This window comes from Wolbachia endosymbiont of Madathamugadia hiepei (assembly GCF_013366855.1).
Classification (GTDB): domain Bacteria; phylum Pseudomonadota; class Alphaproteobacteria; order Rickettsiales; family Anaplasmataceae; genus Wolbachia.
In genome coordinates, this window is record NZ_WQMP01000120.1 from 1 (window position 1) to 3,166 (window position 3,166).

At 38.1% G+C, this 3,166-nt stretch carries 1 protein-coding gene; it reads right to left on the minus strand.

Annotated features, from left to right (window positions below):
* Positions 1-374: 374 nt before the first annotated feature.
* Positions 375-2,936 (minus strand): ATP-dependent chaperone ClpB, encoded by a 2,562-nt coding sequence (gene clpB, locus GO685_RS04350; protein ID WP_175937731.1) that lies wholly within the window; start codon positions 2,934-2,936, stop codon positions 375-377.
* Positions 2,937-3,166 lie beyond the last annotated feature (230 nt).

Below are 3,166 nucleotides of genomic sequence, written 5' to 3' on the forward strand. Positions count from 1 at the left end.
CTGTTTAGTAAATTTTTTAAATGTTTGCAGCTAAGGTTAGTTGCATTTAAAAGCAGCTAAGTCGCATTCATCAAGCGTTTAGAATAAAAAAAACGCCGATATTTCGACACAAAAGTAAATAACTAGCCACCACGGGGCTTCTTTTGCTTTTTTTCTTTACTCAGTAAATTTCTTAAATATTATGGCTAAAGCAATTCATGAACCAGGCAGAAAGGTGTCATTCCAGCGCATGACGCTGGATGGCTTTGTTGTAAACTGACTTTTACTATATGATTACCTTTTTATGGCATCTTGTCTATCTCATTTTACCATTCCGCTGAACAGGTATAAAATATTTAATAAACTCCTTTTTTCAACAAAAATACACAGTGAATTTAGACCTTTTTAACTAAGATTTCGTTACCAGAAGCGTACACTATTAGCTCATCACCTTCTGTTACTTCTCCCGATAAAACTAACTGAGCTAGATTATTTTGAATACACTCCTGTATTACTCTTTTTAGCGGTCTTGCTCCATACTCAGGATCATAGCCAGCTTGCGCTATTAGTTTCTTAGCCTCCTCTGACAGATTTATACTTAGTTTGCGCTTAGCAAGTGTTTTTTGTAAATAAGAAAACTGGACATCTATAATTTTATAAATGTCGTCCTTGGTTAAACTGTGGAATATAATAATCTCATCTAGTCTGTTTAGAAATTCCGGACGAAATGCAGATTTAACTATTTGCATCACTTCGCTTTTTACAGAGTTAGCAGCTCTCTTTAGCATTATCTCAGCACCAAGATTAGAGGTTAAAATTAATATGGTATTGCGGAAATCAATTAATTTGCCGTGGCTATCGGTAAGTCTGCCTTCATCCAAAATCTGCAGTAATAGATTGAATATATCTGGATTTGCTTTTGCTATCTCATCAAACAAAATTACCTGATATGGTCTCCTTCTTACTGCTTCGGTTAATCTTCCACCTTGTTCATAGCCAACATATCCAGGAGGTGCGCCAATTAGCTTTGAAACAGAGTGCTTTTCCATATACTCTGACATGTCAAAACGCAGAAGTGCTGATTGGTCACCAAACAAAAATTCGGCAAGGGCTTTCGCAAGTTCCGTTTTTCCAACTCCGGTTGGGCCCAAGAATAAAAATGAACCAAAAGGCCGATTAGTGTCTTGCACACCAGAACGAGAGCGCCTAACTGCATTACTTATTGCTTCTATTGCATCCTTTTGTCCTATCACTCTTTTCCCTATTTCATTCTCCATGTTAAGGAGCTTTTCTTTTTCACTGTGCATCATGTTATCAACTGGAATTCCTGTCCATTTTGAAACAATATTTGCAATGTCACTCTCAGTAACTTCTTTCTTTAGGAAGCTATCAGTGACTTTCTCCTGATTTTTTAATTCATTTTCAAGCTGAGGAATTACACCATACATCAGCTCTCCTGCCTTTTCTAAATTTCCACTGCGCTGAGCTAATTCTAGTTCTTTTCTAGCGTTATCTAATTTTTCAGCTGTTTCTTGAATTCTAGCTATTTTATTCTTTTCCATCTGCCATTTACTGTTTAAGTCAGCAAACTTACTGTTTAGGTTTTCGACTTCTTCGTTTATCCTCTTTAAACGCTGCTTGGAGTTTTCATCACGTTCTTTTTTTAGAGCCTCTGACCCAATTCTTAGCTGCATGATCTTCCTCTCAAGTTCATCAATAACCTCGGGTTTACTATTCATTTCAATTCTCACCCTGCTTGCCGCTTCATCAATTAAATCAATCGCCTTATCAGGTAAAAACCTGTCTGTTATATACCTATTGGATAATGTTGCAGCAGCAATTATTGCACCATCTGTAATCCTAATACCGTGGTGCACTTCGTACCTCTCCTTTAGACCCCTCAGTATTGAAATAGTATCAGTTTCAGTTGGTTGAGAAATAAACACAGGCTGGAAACGCCTTGCAAATGCAGGCTCTTTTTCTATATGCTCGCGATATTCATCCAAAGTTGTGGCTCCTATACAACAAATTTCTCCACGTGCAAGAGCAGGCTTTAGCAAATTTGAAGCATCCATTGCACCACTTGTTGCTCCTGCTCCAACTAAAGTGTGTAATTCATCGATGAATAATATAATTTTTCCCTCTGCTTTTGAAATCTCATTAATAACCGCCTTTAGCCTTTCTTCAAACTCCCCTCTGAATTTTGTTCCAGCAATCAATGCACCAAGATCCAGAGCTAAAACTTTTGCATCACGCAAACCAAGCGGCACGTCGTTTGCAACGATTCTATTTGCAAGCCCCTCAACTATCGCAGTCTTTCCAACACCCGGTTCACCTATCAACACGGGATTATTCTTTGTCCGCCTCAGTGATACCTGCATAGTTCTTCTTATCTCCTCATCACGACCAATTACAGGGTCAAGCTTTCCTTGCATAGCAAGCTCTGTAATATCTTTTGTATATTTCTTTGCTGCATTTAGTTTTTCCTCGCTATTTGGCGAGTCCGCATTGTTGCCCTTTCTCATTTCTGCAATGACTGAGTTCAACTTTTGTGGAGTCACACCACTTTCCATTAAAATTCTACCCACAGTATCATCTTTTTGTGCAGCAAGACCCTGCAATAAACGCTCAACAGTAACAAATGAATCTTTATTTCTCCTTGCAATACCAATTGAATCTTCAAAAACTTTTGCAACCTCTCTTGAAAGTTGGAGGCTACTACTTCCCGGACCTTCAACTACTGGAAGCTTTTTTATTGCACCATCCACAGCATCGGAAATATTTTGCACATTTCCACCACAAGCGCCTATTAAATCCTGGACTAAACCCGATTCATCTTCGAGCATCACCTTCAGTAAATGCTCAGGCATAAAAACCTGATGCCCAGCTCCCAATGCTTTCATTTGGGCACTTTGAATTAGGCTTTTTGCTTTTTCGGTAAATTTATTTAAGTCCATAATATAAGTTTAACTCGTATTTGTCGGTATATATAGCAACTGCTTTCTTAATTTCAAGCTAGGAGCTGTTCATTGCCAGGCAAAAATTCATGTTGCAGAGGTAGTGGTATAAATAATTCTGGAGGTTATGCCCATTGATCACTAATTTTGCTATTAGACTTTCTGCGTAGTTTTTAGCAGCGTATGTCATCCAACAGAAACAAAAAAAACTACTTGACAAATCTCACCAA